Origin of the sequence: Butyricimonas faecalis, assembly GCF_003991565.1 — a bacterium.
Classification (GTDB): domain Bacteria; phylum Bacteroidota; class Bacteroidia; order Bacteroidales; family Marinifilaceae; genus Butyricimonas; species Butyricimonas faecalis.
Genome location: NZ_CP032819.1, coordinates 1,909,987 through 1,928,115, shown reverse-complemented (window position 1 = coordinate 1,928,115; position 18,129 = coordinate 1,909,987). Strand labels below are relative to the sequence as shown.

At 43.0% G+C, this 18,129-nt stretch carries 18 protein-coding genes; 10 read left to right on the top strand and 8 right to left on the bottom strand.

Annotated elements, in window-relative coordinates:
- The 5 genes from coaE to D8S85_RS08565 form a co-directional block, all read right to left on the bottom strand.
- Positions 1-600, bottom strand: coding sequence for a dephospho-CoA kinase (gene coaE, locus D8S85_RS08585; RefSeq protein WP_127074971.1), 600 nt, complete (start codon positions 598-600; stop codon positions 1-3).
- A gap of 4 nt (positions 601-604) precedes the next feature.
- Entirely contained in the window at positions 605-1,594 is a 990-nt protein-coding gene (locus D8S85_RS08580) for a CdaR family protein (protein ID WP_106480342.1), read from the bottom strand.
- Between the two features lie 90 nt (positions 1,595-1,684).
- The gene (yajC, locus tag D8S85_RS08575; RefSeq protein WP_181951152.1) at positions 1,685-2,005 is read right to left on the bottom strand and encodes a preprotein translocase subunit YajC; all 321 of its coding nucleotides are present in this window, start codon (positions 2,003-2,005) and stop codon (positions 1,685-1,687) included.
- 12 nt (positions 2,006-2,017) lie between these two features.
- Positions 2,018-2,455, bottom strand: coding sequence for a DUF1573 domain-containing protein (locus D8S85_RS08570; RefSeq protein ID WP_106480341.1), 438 nt, complete (start codon positions 2,453-2,455; stop codon positions 2,018-2,020).
- 37 nt (positions 2,456-2,492) lie between these two features.
- Positions 2,493-3,263, bottom strand: coding sequence for an AMP nucleosidase (locus D8S85_RS08565; protein ID WP_106625040.1), 771 nt, complete (start codon positions 3,261-3,263; stop codon positions 2,493-2,495).
- A 143-nt stretch (positions 3,264-3,406) separates the two neighbouring features.
- Between D8S85_RS08565 and D8S85_RS08560 the strand changes: the two genes are divergently transcribed.
- A complete protein-coding gene (locus tag D8S85_RS08560) occupies positions 3,407-4,630 on the top strand; it encodes an S-adenosylmethionine:tRNA ribosyltransferase-isomerase (protein WP_172726492.1) in 1,224 nt (407 codons plus the stop codon).
- A 4-nt stretch (positions 4,631-4,634) separates the two neighbouring features.
- Positions 4,635-5,078: a type I restriction enzyme HsdR N-terminal domain-containing protein gene (locus D8S85_RS08555; RefSeq protein ID WP_106480340.1), complete on the top strand. Its 444-nt coding sequence runs from the start codon at positions 4,635-4,637 to the stop codon at positions 5,076-5,078.
- Positions 5,079-5,206: 128 nt separating this feature from the next.
- Here the strand turns inward: D8S85_RS08555 and meaB are convergent, their stop codons facing one another.
- Positions 5,207-6,319, bottom strand: coding sequence for a methylmalonyl Co-A mutase-associated GTPase MeaB (gene meaB / locus D8S85_RS08550; protein ID WP_228423167.1), 1,113 nt, complete (start codon positions 6,317-6,319; stop codon positions 5,207-5,209).
- Between the two features lie 214 nt (positions 6,320-6,533).
- Positions 6,534-9,266: a pyruvate, phosphate dikinase gene (gene ppdK / locus D8S85_RS08545; RefSeq protein WP_127074970.1), complete on the bottom strand. Its 2,733-nt coding sequence runs from the start codon at positions 9,264-9,266 to the stop codon at positions 6,534-6,536.
- A gap of 266 nt (positions 9,267-9,532) precedes the next feature.
- Here ppdK and D8S85_RS08540 point away from each other — a divergent pair, with 266 nt between their 5' ends.
- The 6 genes from D8S85_RS08540 (at position 9,533) to D8S85_RS08515 (ending at position 15,480) form a co-directional block, all read left to right on the top strand.
- On the top strand, positions 9,533-10,474 hold the full coding sequence (locus D8S85_RS08540; protein WP_106625036.1) for a TIGR01212 family radical SAM protein: 942 nt from the start codon (positions 9,533-9,535) through the stop codon (positions 10,472-10,474).
- Between the two features lie 24 nt (positions 10,475-10,498).
- Positions 10,499-10,990 (top strand): prolyl-tRNA synthetase associated domain-containing protein, encoded by a 492-nt coding sequence (locus tag D8S85_RS08535; RefSeq protein WP_106480327.1) that lies wholly within the window; start codon positions 10,499-10,501, stop codon positions 10,988-10,990.
- Between the two features lie 48 nt (positions 10,991-11,038).
- A complete protein-coding gene (locus tag D8S85_RS08530; RefSeq protein WP_106480326.1) occupies positions 11,039-11,698 on the top strand; it encodes an aspartate kinase in 660 nt (219 codons plus the stop codon).
- A gap of 162 nt (positions 11,699-11,860) precedes the next feature.
- Complete coding sequence (gene ffh, locus D8S85_RS08525) at positions 11,861-13,186, top strand: signal recognition particle protein (RefSeq protein ID WP_106480325.1); 1,326 nt, start codon at positions 11,861-11,863, stop codon at positions 13,184-13,186.
- Positions 13,187-13,279: 93 nt separating this feature from the next.
- Positions 13,280-14,155 carry a bifunctional methylenetetrahydrofolate dehydrogenase/methenyltetrahydrofolate cyclohydrolase FolD gene (gene folD / locus D8S85_RS08520; RefSeq protein WP_106480324.1) on the top strand — a complete coding sequence of 292 codons (876 nt, stop codon included), beginning with the start codon at positions 13,280-13,282 and terminating at the stop codon, positions 14,153-14,155.
- A 92-nt stretch (positions 14,156-14,247) separates the two neighbouring features.
- Entirely contained in the window at positions 14,248-15,480 is a 1,233-nt protein-coding gene (locus tag D8S85_RS08515; protein ID WP_106480323.1) for a nucleoside recognition domain-containing protein, read from the top strand.
- Here the strand turns inward: D8S85_RS08515 and D8S85_RS08510 are convergent.
- On the bottom strand, positions 15,440-16,006 hold the full coding sequence (locus tag D8S85_RS08510) for a DUF4251 domain-containing protein (RefSeq protein WP_158641532.1): 567 nt from the start codon (positions 16,004-16,006) through the stop codon (positions 15,440-15,442). The genes D8S85_RS08515 and D8S85_RS08510 overlap by 41 nt on opposite strands.
- Before the next feature lie 126 nt (positions 16,007-16,132).
- Here D8S85_RS08510 and D8S85_RS08505 point away from each other — a divergent pair, with 126 nt between their 5' ends.
- Both D8S85_RS08505 and D8S85_RS08500 read left to right on the top strand, forming a co-directional pair.
- Positions 16,133-16,489, top strand: coding sequence for a BlaI/MecI/CopY family transcriptional regulator (locus D8S85_RS08505; protein WP_106480321.1), 357 nt, complete (start codon positions 16,133-16,135; stop codon positions 16,487-16,489).
- Positions 16,490-16,501: 12 nt separating this feature from the next.
- Positions 16,502-18,040 (top strand): M56 family metallopeptidase, encoded by a 1,539-nt coding sequence (locus D8S85_RS08500; protein ID WP_106480320.1) that lies wholly within the window; start codon positions 16,502-16,504, stop codon positions 18,038-18,040.
- Positions 18,041-18,129: the final 89 nt, after the last annotated feature.

Sequence of the window (18,129 nt, the reverse complement as noted above, 5' to 3'; positions counted from 1 at the left end):
CTATGTTTGTTTTGAATGAATGTTGTTTAATTGGTGAATGATGGAAAGGATTTGTCGGATCACTTTGTCATCATTGTTGTTGTAAATTACGAAATCCGATTTTGATTGTTTTGTTTCATCGGGCATTTGATTGTTTATACGTTCAATGACTTTTTCCCGGGTGGTGGCGTCTCTTGAGATCACTCGTTCCACGCGGGTTTCTATGTCTGCCGTGATGAGAATGATGTAATCGAAGAGATTTTCGAGTTTTGCTTCAAAAAGGATGGCTGATTCAAAGAACAGGAGCGGGCTCCGTTGTGTTGAACACCATGTCGTGAAATCCCGTGTTACGGCGGGATGGACGATGCCATTTACTTGTTTGATGGCTTCTTTGTCATTGAATATGATTTCTGCCAGGCGTTTTTTGTTCAGTAGCCCGTCGGGTTGGTAAATGTTGTTGCCGAATAGTTCGGTTAAATGTTTTTTGATTTCTTGATCCCGGTTGATTAGTTCGGATGCTTTGGAGTCACTGATATACACGGGGTATCCCAATGTCTCGATGATTTTGGCTATCGTGGATTTTCCACTTCCGATGCCTCCTGTCAAACCAATTTTCAGCATGGGCTTATTTTTTCTTTTCGATAAGATATTCAACGGTTTCCGGGGTGAATACCAGGTCTTTTATGTGACGGGGTGATCGCTCGATTTGAATTTTCAAAGCTGCCGGGTTGTTCTTGATTTGGGTGTAGTCCACGTAGAATGAGAAGCTGGTGTCGGAGACTACTTCATAGCGACTTAGTCCCACGTCGAATGTCACGTCTATCGCGTGAGGGAATAGACGGATCAAAAGTGAGTCCGGGAGATTTTTGACCACGAGGGGAATTGTTTTTTTCGATTCCGTGAAGCGTTCTACTTCTATCTTGATTTTCGCGTCGTTTTCGTTGATCTGTGTCCCGTAGATGTCTTCAAACCGGACGGTTTTGGTCACGTCTTTGGAGAGGTCTTTTAAGGAAAGGGGTTCCGTGTACACCGCTTTTAGCGTGTCAAGGATAGAGGCCGGTCCACTGATGTCCACGTGATCGGGAGTGACAGAAATATCGTTTTTCAGCATGTACTGGCGTTTTAACGTGTACTCGACCCGGGGAATAACCGGGACTCTTTTACTTTCGAACCGGGAGAATTTAAATGTGATGCTCTCCGGTTTGATGGATATTAGCTGTATGTCCGTGTTCAACTGGGTGGTGATGCGGTCTTTTATCTCGGACGTGTTTATGGTGTATTCCAGCAGGTCTTTTTTGTCCAACAACGAGTTTACGTTGAGGACGATGGGTAAGAAGGAGGTGCTGATGCTGTAACGCAGTAGGGCGAAGCCGTGCGCCTTTATTGTTAATGTCATTTCTTTCGGCGGCTCGGAAACAAGTAGTTTTCCCTTGGGAAGTTCCGTGTACTTTATCGGGTAAGAAATTTCCGTGGTGTACTCTTTGTTCAGCGCGTTTAGAAACCACAGGACGGTTGCGATGATAACGCAGACACCGTATGTGATCACGTTACGCTTGATGTGCAGTTCTTGGGATGAACCGAAATAACCGAGTATTTTACCGATAAGACCACGCATAGGCTGGAAGAGTTACAAGTTGCAGGTTACAAGTTGCAAGGTACAAAGAACGAAATTTGTAACCGGAGAACTTGTAACCTGTAACTAAAATTATTTGCTAGCCGGAACGTCCGTCATGTCTTTCACGATGGCTTCCTTGCTTACTTTTAATCTGGCTTGACTTTCTACTTCAATGATAACGGTAAAGTCGTTGATCTCGACAATTTTCCCGAAGATACCGCCGGTAGTCATGACTTTGTCGCCTTTTTTCAACTCATCCCGGTATTTTTTCAATTCTTTTTGTCTTTTCATCTGGGGTCTGATCATGAAGAACCAGAATACGATGACAATTAATATAAGAGGTAAGAATTGCATGAATGCATTACCTTGTGTAGCCGTTTGTTGTAATGTTAACATGAAAATTGTGTTCATAATTTTACTTTTTTATTTATTCTTGATATTTGCGATTATTTTTAGTTCAATCACTTTTTCCGGAACGTTTGCAAAGATATTAATTACTTTGTATTGTTTACCATATCTGCCCGAAGAGTTAAATTCAACTTCGATTTTTCCTTCTCCTCCGGGAGGAATCGGTTTTTTGTCATACTTGGGGGTGGTGCAACCGCAACTGGCTTCCACGTTGTGAATGACAAGGCTTTTGGTGCCCGTGTTTTTGAAATGGAACGTGTGCGAGACGATTTCTCCTTCTTGCAGGTCGCCAAAGTTGAATGATTTTTGGGGAAATTCAATTTTGGCAATGGCGTTGGAATCATTCACGTTGGTGGGGGTGTTTGCTTCCTGTTCGTTTTGTTTTTTACTTTTGCTGTCACATGAGCAGGCCAGCATGATTCCTAAAAAGATGTAAAATAGTCCCTTCAGCATATGCAATTAATTTGACAACGAAAATACGACATAATATTTAAAAAATGAGATGCCTCATGGAATAATTTTTATCCTTGATGTATTGCATGGTTTCAATGCCGATGTCGAGGTGTTGCCGGACGAAGTTTTGCGTGACGATTTTATCTGATTCTGATGTTTTTATACCGTCGGAGATCATGGGTCTGTCGGATATCAGGAGTAAGGCTCCCGTCGGTATGCGGTTGGCGAATCCGACGGTGAATATCGTTGCGGTTTCCATGTCCACGGCCAAGGCGCGTGTTTTTATCAGGTATTCTTTGAAATTCTCGTCGAATTCCCATACTCGTCTGTTGGTGGTGTACACGACTCCCGTGTAGTATTGCCTGTCATGGTTTGTGATGATTTTTGAACAGGCTTTCTGGACGCTGAAAGAGGGTAGGGCAGGGACTTCTTTGGGCATGTAGTCGTTGGATGTTCCCTCTCCTTTGATGGCGGCAATGGGAAGGATGTAGTCCCCTTCATGGTGCTTGGCTTTCAGTCCCCCGCATTTCCCGATGAATAGTACGGCTTCCGGTTCGATGGCGGAAAGTAAGTCCAAAACGGTGGCAGCGTTAGCACTGCCCATTCCGAAATTGATCATGGTGATCCCGTCGTGCGAGACATTGGGCATGTTTTTATCCTCCCCGATGATGGGTGCGTTGAATTTTTCTGCGAATAGTTCCAGGTAGTAATCAAAGTTGGTGAGGATGATATGTTTTGAAAAATCTTCCAAAGCCCGTCCCGTGTACCGGGGTAACCAATCCTCCACAATATCTTTTTTTGTTTTCATGTTCATCATGTTGTCGGTCGGAAAATTTGAGAATGGAATATCTCATTTCCTATTTTTCGTTATTTATCATTATTTTTGCAGCCTTAAAAGTAAGATATTATTGCCGAATGACAAAAAAAATGGCCATCGAAAATTCTCGAGACATGGTAGAGAAGCTAAAAGAAATTAGGATTGAGGATTACACGTATGATTTGCCCGACGAGCGGATTGCCAAGTTTCCCTTGGAAAATCGGGAGGCGTCGAAGTTGTTGATTTATGAGGAGGGCAGGATTGAAGAGAGGCATTTTTACGAGGTGCCGGAAATCCTGGATGCCGGGAAGATGTTGGTGTTTAATAACACGAAGGTGATTTATGCCCGGATGCTTTTTCAGAAAGTTACGGGAGCTGTAATTGAGGTTTTCTGTTTGGAACCCTACCGGCCTTCTGACTACGTGCAGAGTTTTGCTGCTTACGGGAGGTGCGAGTGGAAGTGTATGGTCGGAAACTTGAAGAAATGGAAGGAGGGGACAATTTTTTGCCATTACCGGTTTGAGGGGAAAGAGTATCAGTTGGCTGCCACGTTGAAGTGTCGCGAAGAAAATGATGTTATCGTGGAATTTACGTGGGACACCCCGGCCAGTTTCAGTGAAGTGCTGGAGTGTTGCGGGCGTATCCCGATTCCGCCATACTTGAACCGGGAGTCGGAAGAGGATGACAAGATTCGCTACCAAACGGTGTATTCCAAGAACGAGGGATCGGTGGCCGCCCCGACTGCCGGGTTGCATTTCAGTATCCCCGTGTTGAAAGCCTTGCGGGAAAAAGGGATAACGATCGAGGAGTTGACCTTGCACGTGGGAGCGGGAACATTTCGTCCCGTGAAAAGCGAGACCATCGGGGGACACGATATGCACACGGAACACATTTCCGTTCGGCGGGAGGTCGTGGAGCATTTGCGTGCTCATCCGGAAAATATAGTTGCCGTGGGAACTACATCCGTCCGTACGCTGGAAAGTTTGTATTGGATGGGGGTGAAACGAATTTTGGGAGACGAGAATTTCAATTCCTTGGGACAGTGGGAAGCTTACGACTTACCTTCCGGTTATTCGTTGAAAGAGTCGATGACGGCTTTGCTGGGCTGGTTTGATGAGCGGGATGCCGAGTTGTTGAAGGCGAAGACTACGATTATTATTGTTCCCGGTTATTCGTACCGGGTGATTACGGCGATGTTTACCAATTTCCATCAGCCGCAGAGTACATTATTATTATTGGTAGCGGCGGCTATCGGGGATGATTGGCACAAAGTGTATGATTATGCCTTGGCTCACGATTTCCGTTTTTTGAGTTATGGGGATAGTAGTTTGTTGAAAGTAAGAAAAGATAAAAAGTGATCGCGTGAAAAGTTTGAACTTACCTCCTTTCGAGTACAAGGTGAAAAAGCAGAACGGGCAGGTCTGGATTTTCGATATTATCCGGAAAAGATATGTCGTGTTGACTCCGGAAGAGTGGGTGAGGCAGCATTTTATTCATTTTTTGATCGAGAGTAAGGGGTATCCTGCCCAGCTGATTGCTGTCGAGAAAGAGATTCAAGTGTGTGGCATGAAGCGGCGTTTTGATTTGGTGTGTTATGATCGGCAGGCGGTTCCTTATCTTATTGTGGAGTGTAAGGCGCCCTCGGTGGCCTTGTCGCAAGTTGTTTTTGATCAGGCATTCCAGTATAATTTGTCTATTGCAGCTCGTTTTATCGCGATAACGAACGGGTGTCTGCATTTTTGCGGGGAAATTTCCGGGGATGGAAAATTTCAAATGTTAGCTGAGATTCCGAATTTTCGCGGGTAAGTTTAAATGAATTGAACATGTCCCCGGCATCGCTTGGGCGATGCCGACGGGGGTATAATATGTTCTTGTACGTGCCATGGGGAACCCTAGAGGCGGACGTTGAATTTTTTTAGACTGTATTGTTGCAATTATAGTTGCGTGTCTTTTTTGAAATAGTTGTCTAACAAGCGGAATGCGGCGGCGAAGGAACTTTCTTCGTTGTGCTGCACTTTTTCTTCCGCTTCTTTTATTTGTTCTTTTTGACTTTGATAGAAACGATTTCTCAGTTGTTCATCGATGGTTTCATACATCCAATATTTGGCTTGTTCACTGCGACGGATATCGAAATATTTGTTTTGTTGGGTTTCACTGCAGTAATGTAGTATGTTTTCCCATATTTCTTTTATTCCGGTTTTCTCGTAGGCGGAACAGGTCATCACTTTGGGTTCTACGCCGGATTCGTGAGGCGGGAACAGATGAAGTGCATTTTGTAACTGAACTTTAGCGAGTTCTGCACGGGTGATGTTGTTTCCATCTGCTTTGTTGATGATGATACTGTCGGCCATCTCCATGATTCCTCGCTTGATTCCTTGTAATTCGTCTCCCGCACCGGCAATCTGTACTAGCAGGAAGAAGTCGACCATGGAGTGTACGGCGGTTTCACTTTGTCCGACTCCCACGGTTTCGATCAGGATGATATCAAATCCGGCAGCTTCGCATAATAGCATGGCTTCCCTTGTTTTGCGAGCGACGCCACCTAAAGAGCCTGCTGATGGGGAAGGACGAATGTAGGCATGCGGGTCGCATGATAATTCTTCCATGCGGGTTTTGTCTCCCAGGATGCTTCCTTTTGAACGTTCACTACTGGGGTCGATGGCCAGTACGGCGATCTTGTGCCCCTCTTGCGTGAGGAATTTTCCAAAAGCTTCGATGAAGGTACTTTTCCCAGCTCCGGGTACTCCCGTGATTCCGATACGGACGGATTTGCCCGTGTTCGGGAGGCACCGGTTAATAACCTCCTGCGCCATGGCTTGGTGGTCGATGCGGGCGCTTTCCACAAGGGTGATGGCTTGGCTTAAAATATTGATGTCTCCCCGGAAGATCCCGGTTACGTATTCATCTGCAGTCAGCGTTTTTTTCTTTAAATGTTTTAGTCTTTCTGCAATAGCCGGATTCACCGGATCCGGTTGTTCGATGCCTTTATTTACGGCTAAACTTTCGTAACAAGCGTCATTTTCGGGATGTTCTATATTTTGTTGCATGGCGTTTTAAATTAATCTTTTGACAAAGATAGGGTTAATGTGGGGAAGTTGCAAGTAAAAATGTGATATGGTTTGTTGCTTTAGAAGGAGTGTTAAAGCATAAGTTCCACGTTACTTGATGAAATGTGTTTGTACGGATGGGGTGTGAAACTTGGATAACGTGTAAAAAAATAGCTTGGGAATTTCCCAAGCTATTTCCTTGATATGTCTGTTTTTATTTTTTCGCATGCATGATGGCAGCCTGTGCGGCGGCCAAACGAGCGATAGGCACACGGAACGGTGAACATGAAACGTAGTCCATACCCACTTTGTCACAGAAGATCACGGAAGAGGGTTCTCCACCATGTTCTCCACAGATTCCAAGTTTCAACTTGCTGTTGGTTGAACGTCCTTTTTGGGCACCCATTTGAACTAATTGTCCAACACCTTCTTGATCCAATACAGCGAACGGATCGGTCTTCAAGATACCTTTCTTGATGTATTCCGGTAAGAATTTACCAGCGTCATCACGAGAGTATCCGAAAGTCATTTGTGTCAAGTCGTTGGTACCAAATGAGAAGAATTCGGCAACTTCAGCAATCTGATCTGCGGTTAATGCAGCACGGGGAATTTCGATCATGGTTCCTACCATGTAATCTACTTTCACTCCTTTTTCTGCGAATACCACATCGGCTGTGCAACGGATGATGTTCGCTTGTTGTTTTAATTCTTTCACGGTACCAACCAGCGGGACCATGATTTCCGGTTTGGGGTTGAAGCCTTTCAGTTTCAAGTTACAAGCCGCTTCAATGATGGCACGGGCCTGCATTTCGGTGATTTCTGGGTAAGTAATACCTAAACGGCAACCACGGTGGCCTAACATCGGGTTGAATTCGTGTAGAGCCTCCACTTTTTCTTTAACAACTTCTGCTGAAATACCCAGTTTTTCAGCCATGTATTTTTGAGATTCCGGTTCATTCGGGGTGAATTCGTGTAATGGCGGGTCTAACAAACGGATGGTAACTCCAAACCCGTCCATAGCCTCAAGGATTCCTTCGAAGTCACTTCTTTGCATCGGAAGGATTTTGGACAAAGCAATACGACGTTGTTCAACGGTATCAGACAAAATCATTTCACGCATTGCATCGATACGGTCTCCCTCGAAGAACATGTGTTCTGTACGGCAAAGACCAACACCTTTGGCACCGAAATCACGTGCTACTTTGGCATCACGAGGTGTGTCAGCATTGGTTCTTACGTACATACGGGTGTGTTTCTCTGCCAAATCCATGATGGTTTTGAAATCATGATCCAGAGAGGCTTCCGCTGTGGCAACCTTGCCCAAGTAAACTTCTCCGGTAGAACCATTCAAAGAGATCCAGTCGCCTTCGTTGATGGTAATGCCTTTCACGGTAAAGGTACGTTTGTGGTAATCAACAACGATTTCTCCGGCTCCGGAAACACAGCATTTACCCATACCGCGGGCAACAACGGCCGCGTGAGAGGTCATACCTCCGCGAGCGGTAAGGATTCCTTCGGAAACATTCATTCCGCGTAAATCTTCGGGAGAAGTTTCCAAACGAACTAATACTACTTGTTCACCTCTGTTTTTCCACTCTTCAGCCTCGTCAGCAAAGAATACTACACGTCCGCAAGCGGCACCCGGAGATGCCGGTAAACCTTTGGTTAATACTTTTGCTTTGGATTGTGCTTCTTTGTCGAATACCGGGTGAAGTAATTCATCCAGCTTAGCTGCTTCAAGGCGAAGAAGTGCGGTTTCTTCATTGATCATGCCTTGTTCAAGCATGTCAACAGCCATTTTTACCATAGCCGTACCGGTACGTTTCCCGTTACGGGTTTGCAACATCCATAATTTACCGTTTTGGATGGTAAATTCAAGGTCTTGCATATCGTGGAAATAGTCTTCCAATTTTTGTTGAACAGCATTTAATTCAGCGTAAGCGGTTGGCATGGATTCTTCCAATGAAGGATATTTGGCGGCACGCTCTTCTTCTGAAATATTCTGCATTTTAGCCCAACGGCGAGATCCCTCAATGGTAATCTCCTGCGGGGTACGGATACCGGCAACAACGTCTTCTCCCTGGGCGTTGATCAGGTACTCTCCGTTGAAAATATCTTCTCCGGTAGCGGCATCACGCGTGAAAGCAACTCCGGTAGCGGAATTGTTACCCATGTTTCCGTAAACCATGGCTTGAACGTTCACTGCAGTACCCCATTCTTCCGGAATCTGATTCAACTGACGATACAGAACGGCACGTTCCGTCATCCATGAATCGAACACGGCGCAGATGGCTCCCCATAATTGCTCCCACGGGCAGGTCGGGAAGTCTTTACCGGTTTTGGTTTTAACGACAATTTTGAAACGACGAACAAGTTCTTGCAGGTCTTCAGCCGAGAATTCGGTGTCGTTAGAAATATTTTTTTCTGCTTTTAATTTGTCAATTTCAACTTCGAACGGGTTGTGTTCGCCTTTTCCGGCAGCAACACCCATCACAACATCTCCATACATTTGTACGAAACGACGGTATGAATCCCATGCGAATCTGGCGTTACCTGATTTTTCTGCCACGATTTTAACGGCATCATCATTCATTCCCAAGTTCAACACGGTATCCATCATACCCGGCATGGATACTCTGGCGCCGGAACGTACGGAAACTAAAAGAGGGAAAGCCTCTCCTTTTGATCCAAATTTGGCATTCATTAACTTTTCTGTAGCTGCAATGCCGGCTTTAACGTCATTCTCGATTAATTTTACGACAGCGTCTCTTCCTTCTTGATTATAAAGGGTACAAACTTCTGTTGTAATAGTAAAACCTGCAGGAACAGGAACTCCGATGAGATTCATTTCGGCAAGATTGGCGCCTTTACCACCTAGCAGGTTTCTCATGTCTGCTTTTCCTTCTGCTTTTCCGTCACCAAAGGTGTAAACGTACTTCGTACTCATAATTCTGTTAGATTTTTGCGTTTACCTCCTGACATTCAGGAGTGATTGTTTATAGATCATTCTTTTCTCAAAATTTTCATCTTGGAGTACAAAGATAATTTTTTTCTTGAATATATAAATAGAAAAAAATGGTTAAAATTCACGCAAACGTATGAAATAGGTCGCTTCTAGGTAAAAATGAATGTGCTAATAAAAAATTAGAGAGATTTGTTAAATTTTAAACAGATAAATATTTATTTTTGCGACCTGTTAATATTTTGTTCCAGATGAAATTTGAACCCGGTAAAAAACGATATAATGATTATCCGACTTATTTTAGGACTCTTTTTCAGGAAAGGGTGCAAAAGTTGTCGATAGATGGAGGTTTTACTTGTCCTAACCGGGATGGAAGTAAGGGTGTGGGAGGATGTTCATTCTGTAATAACGAGAGTTTTAATCCTGGCTATTGTCGAGCCGTACGGGGAATCACGGAACAGATCGATGAAGGCATCCATTTCTTTGCCCGAAAGTATAATGGGCAAAGATATTTGGCTTATTTTCAGGCGTATTCGAATACATACGCACCGTTGGACGTGTTGAAACAGCGTTACGAGGAGGCTTTGGCTCATCCGATGATTTCGGGATTGGTAGTCGGGACGCGGCCGGATGTTGTAAACGAGGAGATTCTGGATTATTTGGGAGGGCTGGCTCAACGATATTATGTCTGCGTGGAATACGGGGTGGAGTCTGTGAATGATACTATTTTACGCCAAGTGAACCGGGGACATGATTTTGCTGTTGCGGAGCAGGCTATCCGGGAAACAGCAGGACGTGGAATAACGATTGGAGCACATTTGATTTTCGGGTTACCGGGAGAAAGTCGTGAATCCATGTTGGAGGGAGCCATTCGTTTGAGTGAATTGCCGATTCATGTATTGAAACTTCACCAGTTGCAAATCGTGAAAGGGACTCGTCTGGCAGAACAATATCTGGAAAATCCGGCTCTTTTCCACCTTTACACGTTGGATGAATATTTGGATTTTGTCGTGGAAGTGATTGAGCGAATCCGTCCCGACGTTTACTTGGAACGTTTCGTGAATCAATCTCCCTCCGAATATTTAATCGCTCCGCAATGGGGGATTAAAAATTTCGAGTTCACGGCGAAGTTGGATAAACGTTTGGAGGAGTTGGATACGTGGCAGGGAAAACGAAATGAATTTAAAATCTAAAATGGTTAAATTTAGAATTAGCACATGGTAGGACAGGAGAAAGTATATGAAACGTTGGCAGCTCTGGGGATAGAGTTTGAATATACGGAACATCCGGCTGCACCGACGATAGAGATTGCCAGACAGTATTGGAAAAATCTGGATAGTACGCATTGTAAGAATTTGTTTTTCAGAAATCACAAAGGGAATCGTCATTATCTGGTGATCCTTCAATGTGATCATGATATGGCCATTCATGACCTGGAAAAAATGCTGAAACAGGGTAAATTAAGTTTTGCCTCTGAAGCTCGGATGGAGAAATATTTGGGATTACGTCCCGGTTCGGTTAGCCCTTTCGGTTTGTTGAATGATACGGAACATCACGTGTACGTGTTTTTAGATAAACATTTGCAAGAAGCGAAAAGATTGTCATTCCACCCGAATGACAATCACGCCTCGTTAGCCATAAAAACGGAAGATTTCATTCGTTACATGAATTACGTGGGAAATGCTTACGAGTGGATCGAATTATATTAATCATGAGAGAGATAATTTTCAACTTTCAACTTTCAATTTTCAATTAACATGATCAGTGTAGCCCAGGCGGTGGAAGGAATCGTAAAGCACAAGCCTTATTTGTCGGAATCTTTGGCAGCAGGGATTATTAATATCTCGGCTTTGGCCAGACAGATACAGGGAGAAGTGGAGAAATTATTGGGAAAGCCGGTAAATGCAGGTGCAATCGTGATGGCATTGAATCGGTTGGCTCCTTATTTGCAAGTGCGTGAACAGGTGCAATTAAACAAGTTGCTGAATAATATGGGGGATATTATCCTAAGGAGTAACTTGTGTGATTATACTTTTAAAAATTCAAATACCTTGATGGATTGTCATATCCGAGTGTTGAAATCCATTGCACGAAGAGATGAGGTCTTCTACACGGTGGTACAGGGAGTTTTTGAAACCAACTTAGTCGTAAGTGAGGTCATGGAAGGAATGGTGGATGAACATTTTAAGGAAGAACAATGTATTTTCAAAAAGAACGGTTTGTCGTCCGTTACGCTAAAGCTTCCTAAAGGAAATATACTTCAACCCGGTTTCTATTATTGTATAATGAAGGAGTTATCTTGGGAGGGAATCAATTTAACGGAAGTTATTTCTTCCACCAATGAGTTTACCGTTGTGGTGGATAACTCGTTAATAGACAAAACGTTTGTTGTATTGAAGAACATCAGTCGAAAATAGTAAAAAGAAGAGTCTCGTAAAATTGAAAGTGAAAATGTATGTTTTCGGGTAAAATTATTAATTTTGCGGGGAATGAATTAATTAAGAGTTATAATAGCGAATCTTGGAGATCAGATGTAAGAGCATTTTGATTCCCAATTTTCGAATTTCAATTGATAAATTATGTTTGAGAATCTATCGGAGAGGTTAGAAAAATCGTTTAAGATTTTAAAAGGACAGGGAAAGATCACCGAGATCAACGTGGCAGAAACGCTTAAAGAGGTGAGACGTTCATTGTTGGATGCCGACGTAAACTATAAGATTGCGAAAGAGTTTACCAATACGGTAAAAGAAAAGGCATTGGGAATGAACGTGCTGACTGCCGTTAAGCCAGGGCAGATGATGGTGAAGATCGTTCATGATGAATTGATCCAGTTGATGGGTGGTACTCATGTCGATATTAATATAAAAGGTAATCCGGCTGTTATCTTGATGTCGGGTCTGCAAGGTTCCGGTAAAACAACGTTTTCCGGTAAACTGGCTAATTTATTAAAAACCAAGCGGGGGAAACATCCTTTATTGGTTGCTTGTGACGTTTATCGTCCGGCAGCAATCGAGCAGTTAAAGGTGCTCGGGGAGCAAATCGGAGTACCCGTGTATAGCGAGGAAGGAAATAACGATCCGGTGAAAATTGCCTTGAATGCCGTGAAAGAGGCCCGGGCAACAGGTAAGGACGTGGTGATTGTCGATACTGCAGGTCGTTTGGCTATTGATGAACAGATGATGAACGAAATCGCTGCCATCAAGAAAGCGATCGATCCGGAAGAGACTCTTTTCGTGGTGGATGCCATGACCGGACAGGATGCCGTGAATACAGCGAAGGAATTTAACGATCGTCTGGACTTTGATGGCGTGATTCTGACCAAACTGGACGGTGATACCCGTGGTGGAGCAGCATTATCTATTCGTACCGTGGTAAATAAGCCGATCAAATTTGTCGGTACGGGTGAAAAGTTGGAAGCTCTTGATGTATTCCATCCCGAACGTATGGCTGACCGTATCTTGGGTATGGGTGATATTGTTTCTTTGGTTGAAAAAGCCCAAGAGCAATTTGATGCAGAAGAGGCGAAGAAGTTGCAGAAAAAGATTGCCAAGAATCAATTTAACTTTAATGATTTCTTGAGTCAGATACAACAGATCAAGAAAATGGGTAACATCAAAGATCTGGCATCCATGATCCCGGGTGTAGGTAGAGCGTTGAAAGACGTGGATATTGATGATGACGCATTCAAGGGAGTTGAAGCTATTATTTACTCGATGACCCCGGAAGAACGGGAGAATCCGGAATTAATTAATGGTTCTCGCCGTAAACGTATTGCATCCGGTAGTGGTACTACCATCCAAGATGTAAACCGCTTGTTGAAACAGTTTGAAGAATCCAAAAAGATGATGCGGATGCTGTCTAAAGGTGGTAAGATGATGGGGAAGGCTCCGATGAGAAAACGCTAAGAATTTTAGGATTTATGATTGATGATTTTCGATTCTGATTTGCGTTTCATCAATCATAGATCATAAATCGTAAATCATAAATTAATAAGTTTGATGGAAATTATTGACGGTAAAAAAATTTCAGCACAGGTAAAGCAAGAACTTGCAGATGAAATCGCTGCTTTCGTGGCAGAAGGGAAAAAGATTCCGCATTTGGTTGCTGTACTTGTAGGAAATGACGGGGCTAGCGAAACGTATGTTGCTAGTAAAGTGAAAGCCTGTCAGGCGGTAGGGATGAAAAGTTCAGAATTGCGTTATGGTGATGATATCACTGAAGAGCAGTTGTTGACAGTCATTGATAAGTTGAACGATGATCCGGATGTAGACGGATTTATCGTGCAGTTACCTCTCCCGAAGCATATTTCTGAAGAGAAAGTTTTGAACCGTATCAATCCGGATAAAGATGTTGATGGTTTCCATCCTTGTAACGTGGGACGGATGGTTCTCGGTTTGCCGACTTATTTACCGGCAACGCCGGCAGGAATTGTGGAATTGCTGACCCGCTATAATATCCCGACAGAAGGCAAGCATTGTGTCGTTGTAGGAAGAAGTAACATTGTGGGAACTCCCATGGCGGTGTTAATGTCCCGGAAAGCCAAGAATGCCAATTGTACCGTTACATTGTGCCATAGTAGAACGACGAATTTGAAAGATATCACTCGTCAGGCGGATATCCTTATTGTGGCCATTGGCGTTCCGCATTTCTTGAAAGAAGATATGGTGAAAGAGGGGGCTGTTGTGGTGGATGTCGGGATTCATCGTATTCCTTCGGAGACGGCAAAGAATGGTTGGAAACTGGTAGGAGATGTGGACTATGATCACGTGGCTCCTAAATGTTCATATATTACCCCTGTTCCCGGTGGTGTGGGACCGATGACTATCGTGACTTTGTTGCAAAACACTTTAAAAGCGTGTAAAGCAAAACATTAAATAATTGAAAATTGAAAGTTGAAAATTGAAAGTTGAAAAGAAAAACTCACCTTTTGTTTTCAATTTTCAATTTTTCGTTTTCAATTGATTTTATGGTTCTCAATTATATCTGGATTTTCTTTTTTGGCGCGGCATTTATCGTGGCGCTTGGTAAATTGATCTTCATGGGTGATACAGAAGTTTTTTCTGCCATCGTGAAGGCCACCTTTGATATGTCGAAAACGGGGTTTGAAATTTCGTTGGGTTTGACGGGGGTATTGACCTTGTGGATGGGTATCATGAAAATCGGGGAGCGAGGGGGAGCCGTGAAAGTAATGTCGTGGTTGATCAGTCCTTTTTTTCGAAAGTTGTTTCCGGAATTACCACCGGATAGTCCTGCGTATGGTTCGATTATGATGAATATTGCGGCGAATATGCTTGGGTTAGATAATGCTGCGACTCCCGTGGGTTTGAAAGCGATGCAGCAAATGCAGGAAGTTAATCCTCGTAAAGACCGGGCCTCCAATGCGCAGATCATGTTCTTGGTGCTGAATACATCCGGTTTGACAATTATTCCAGTTTCGGTCATGGTGTACCGGGCACAGATGGGGGCAGCGAATCCTGCCGACATCTTTATTCCGATATTGTTGGCAACTTACGTGTCCACGTTAGCCGGTTTGATTGCAGTGGCCGTGTACCAGCGATTGAACCTGTTCAACCGGGTTGTCATGGCTTATTTGATTGGGGGAACATTGGCCGTGGGTGGTTTGATTTGGTATTTTTCCGGGTTAGATAAAGAGACGATTACAACGATTTCTACGGTAGCTAGTAATGTTATTCTTTTTTCGATTATTATTGCCTTTATTGCGATGGGAGCTTGGCGCAAAATAAATGTCTACGATGCGTTCATTGATGGTGCAAAAGAAGGCTTTTCTATTGCGATAAAGATTATTCCTTATTTAGTGGCGATTCTTGTTGCAGTCGGGGTGTTTCGGGCGGCGGGAGCGATGGATATGTTGATGAATGGATTGGAACGTTTGTGTTTGGCTTGCGGGTTGGATGCTGATTTTATACCCGCTTTACCGACGGCTTTGATGAAGCCGCTTAGTGGGAGTGGGGCTCGGGGGCTTATGATTGATACCATGAATACCTTTGGGGCGGATTCTTTTGCCGGACGCTTGGCTTCAACTTTCCAAGGGGCTACAGATACGACTTTTTACATTATCGCCGTGTATTTTGGTGCCGTGGGAATTAAAAATACACGTTATGCCATACCCTGTGGCTTGATTGCCGATTTGGCCGGCATCATTGCTGCTTTGGTGATGGCCTATATCTTTTTTGCATAGTGGTATCCCGGGGGAATATTTGCCCAACATAACTGATTGGCACCCTATTGCGGTCGCTAAAATATAAATAGCAGGTGCCGTCATATTGAATATCCAGGTTCAGATAACAAATATTTTGGTTTGTGCGAACGGTTATTTGATAGGCAATGGCTTTCTTTTTTCCATCTTGATAAATTTTTACCGTGCGACTGAATAATACCGTGTTGAAAGAAATTGAATCTAAGTGTGAATTGGAAGTCCATGTAGCTCTGCCGAAATAAGGAAGTTGTGTCGTTACCAGTGAGTCGTTTATACTTAAGTAACAGTTTTGTGGGTTGATGTCTATGTTGGCACCCGCTCCCGGTGGCGTGAAAAGTGTTTGTACGGTAGGGGTAGCAATATAGAACTTCATGGTGAATTGATCACTATTTACCAGAGCCAGCGTTTTCTGAAACTCTTTTTCGAAGCGTATTTCTTTTTTATTCTGTGCTTGACCTGTTGCAAAAAACAGTATGCTCATCAAAAAAATGAATGTAATTCTTTTCATATTTCCCTTTTTGGGGATATTATACGTGGGTGGGTAGAAAATGTTATAAATATATTTCCTACGAAAAGTTTGTGTTGTTACGAAATTTTCGTAGATTTGCGAAAGAATCGTAAATAAGTAGTTCGTATGGAAAAATTGACGCATCAAGAAGAAGAGGTCATGTTGATCATCTGGCAGGTGAAAAGTGGCGTGATAAAAGATTTTTTAAATCGAATGGAAGAACCGAAACCACCTTACACGACAGTTGCTTCTATCGTGAAGAACTTGGAGAAAAAAGGATTTTTAACCAGTAAGAAGCATGGAAATATCTACGAGTATATTCCTGTTATGGATGAAAATGAATATAAAACAAAGTTTATGTCCGGGGTAGTTCGTAATTATTTTGAAAATTCTTACAAGGAGATGGTAACATTCTTTGCTAAAGAGCAAAAGATTTCGGCAAAAGATCTTGAAGAGATCATCCGGCTAATAGAGAAACAATAAAATGTACAAGCCATGATTACCAATGCGACATGGATCTATTTGATAAAGGTAAATATTGCGCTAGTCGTGTTCTATCTTTTTTATCGGCTATTATTCAGTCGGGATACTTTTTTTACTTTCCGAAGGGTTTATTTGTTAGCTAGTCTTACTTTGGCATGTTTGTATCCAATGTTCTTATTTTCTTTTGGAGAAGATCAAAAGGTCGTTATTCATCATGCGATTGCCCAATATGCGAGCAATCTCTTACCGGAAGTAGCCGTGGGAGCGCCTTCAGTTCCCGTGGAAATAAATGTGTTTGACGTGTTGTGTTTGGGATATTTAGGTGTTGTGATTTTTTTATTGGGACGAATCATGATTCAGGTATTTTCGATTTTTCAGTTGCTGAAAAAGAGGAGTAGAGCGGTTTGTTTCTCGACGCCGATTATTTTATTAAAAGGTGAAGTTGCTCCTTTTTCTTTTTTCAAATGGATATTCATCAATCCGTCATTATATGAATCGAATGATTTACAGGAAATTATGATGCATGAAAAAACTCATGTAGATCAGTATCATTCTTTGGATGTGATGGTATCCGAATTATTATGTACATTGTTTTGGATCAATCCGGCAATGTGGTTATTGAAGGGGGAGATTCGTCGTAATTTGGAATTTCTGGCTGATAAGCGGGTTGTAAACTCCGGTATTGACCGGAAAGCTTATCAATATCATCTCCTTCGTCTTTCTCATCCTTCGGCTGCAGCTCAAATAGTAAATAAATTTAATGTGACACCATTAAAAAAGCGTATTATGATGATGAATAAAAAAAGGACTTCGAAAATGGGATTGCTCAAGTATGCACTGCTATTTCCGGTTGTTGCGTTATTGGTTTTGTCTAGTAACGTGCAGGCGGTTGTGTATCAGGGAGATTATCGGGATACGGTAATTCTGGTCGATAAAGGCAAGCTGATTGTATCCGGAACTGTTGTTGACCAGTATAACAGAGCTTTGCGCGGGGTTTCCGTGTTGATTAAAAATACTGCAGAAGGGACGCATACCGGATGGGATGGGAAGTTTATGTTGGCAGTTGATAAAGGTACAGAACTTGTTTTTTCTCATGCTGGTAAAAAGAACATGTTGGTTCCGGTGAAAGTTGGTGATCGGATGCGTGTAAGAATGTTGGATGACACCAGTCTGCCAATGGTGAGAGAGCTTGAATATGAGGGTTCGGATAGTGACATTTTTCAAGTGGTTGAAGATATGCCACAATTCCTAGGTGGAAGTGTTCAAAAATATGTAGCACAACATATAAAGTATCCAAAAGAAGCGATGGAGAAGAATATCCAAGGAAAAGTATTTGTCCAGTTTATAATCTCGAAGACAGGAGAAGTTACAGATGTGAAAGTGGCTCGTGCTGTACATCCTTTATTGGATGCAGAGGCTATAAGGGTTGTACAGGAAATGCCAAATTGGAAACCGGGGACACAGAGAGGAAAAGCCGTGAGGGTTTCATATACCGTGCCGATTAATTTTCAGTTGCAAGAACCTGTATCGAAAGAAGTCGAAAAGAAATAGACTTGGGAATATAATGCTTGGAATGAAGAGCGTGCGTTGAAAGTCAATCTTTAAACAACAACTTCTCCACCTTCCCTTTGTACAAGGGG